We start from the raw sequence: 1,232 nt of genomic DNA, 5'->3' as shown, positions 1-1,232 counted from the left end.
GGATCAATGCAATCGTCCGGGACCTGACACGTACGCAAAAGTGCGCACTGGTATCACACGTCGCGCGATTGCTCGCGCATGGTCTGGTCAACCGAGCTTGGGGCACAAGCTTCGCCCTTTAGGGCGGGGAGGATTGACGGACTAATTTGCACTTTTTGTAGTTTGCGACCAATTTACCAAATGGCAATGCCGTTCTTCCGGGTCAAAAGCGCACACTTTTGAATCATTTCAAGAAAGCCCCGCCTCATCCAGAAAGCGCGATGCAAGACCTTCCTCGATGGCGCTGCTCAGGATGAGCCGATGTCGGGCTCGGGTCATGCCAACATAGAGAAGGCGTCTTTCATCCTCCTCTGTCGAATCCGTGTGGGGCAGGTTGCCTTCCTCGCAACCCATGATCCAGACATTGTCGAATTCGAGGCCCTTCGAGGCGTGCAATGTCATGATCTGCACGGCGGGCTTGCGGCGATTCTGACTTGACCGTCCCAGGATTAAAAGTCGCTGGGCAAGCGATCCGGGCATCCTGACAAGGGATTCCTCCAGCTTTCTCAGCAGGTTCGCCTGGTTTGGCGTGCAATAATCGGACAGGAAAGCGGCGACGCCATGAATGACGAGCGTCGCCCGCCCCTTCGCCGCTTGTTCGCGCCATGAGGCAAGCCCCATGCGCAGGCGCAGGAGCGTCTTCCGACTACCATCGTCGTCTGGAGCTTGTTCGATCGCGGATTCCAGGCGAGCAATGCAACCTCCGAACGAACGACGCGAATGCTCATTGACCCATTCGGCATGGATGCCGCAAAAAGAAAGTGCGTTCGCCAGCCCAGTCCAAGAATCATCCACGACGGAACGCAGCAGGCCGGAAAATACGCTTCCGATCGAATGTTCCCAAACGCTCTTGCCGCCGGTGCGGACGCATGGCCTATCGATGCCGGACAAAGCCAGTTCCGCGGTGTCGAGAATCAGATTGGTTCGGGCAAGGATTGCCCATTCGTCGTCCTGAGCGCCTTTCTCGATGGTTTCGACGATCTGATCGACTTCGGCCCAGCGGTCGGGAGCGCGGATCACCCTGATCTCGCCTACATCTTCGCGGTGGGCGGTGATCTTTTTGGCGGCCCGGTTGCGGTTGTGGGCGATCAGTTTGGCGGCATGAGCAAGGATGTTCGGTGCGCACCGGTAGTTGACCGGCAGGGTGGTCACGGTCGCTGACAAGGTTGTGCAACCTTTTTTCTGTAAATTTC

The 1,232-nt window shown here is 57.4% G+C and carries 1 protein-coding gene; it reads right to left on the bottom strand.

The window, feature by feature from the left end:
• Positions 1 to 228 precede the first annotated feature (228 nt).
• On the bottom strand, positions 229 to 1,232 hold a 1,004-nt coding region (locus OA56_RS08530; RefSeq protein ID WP_461584649.1), incomplete at its 5' end, for a 3'-5' exonuclease.

The organism is Tepidiphilus sp. HLB4 (assembly GCF_054823945.1).
Note: the sequence above shows the minus strand (reverse complement) of the source record. Positions and strands in the feature narration are given on the sequence as shown.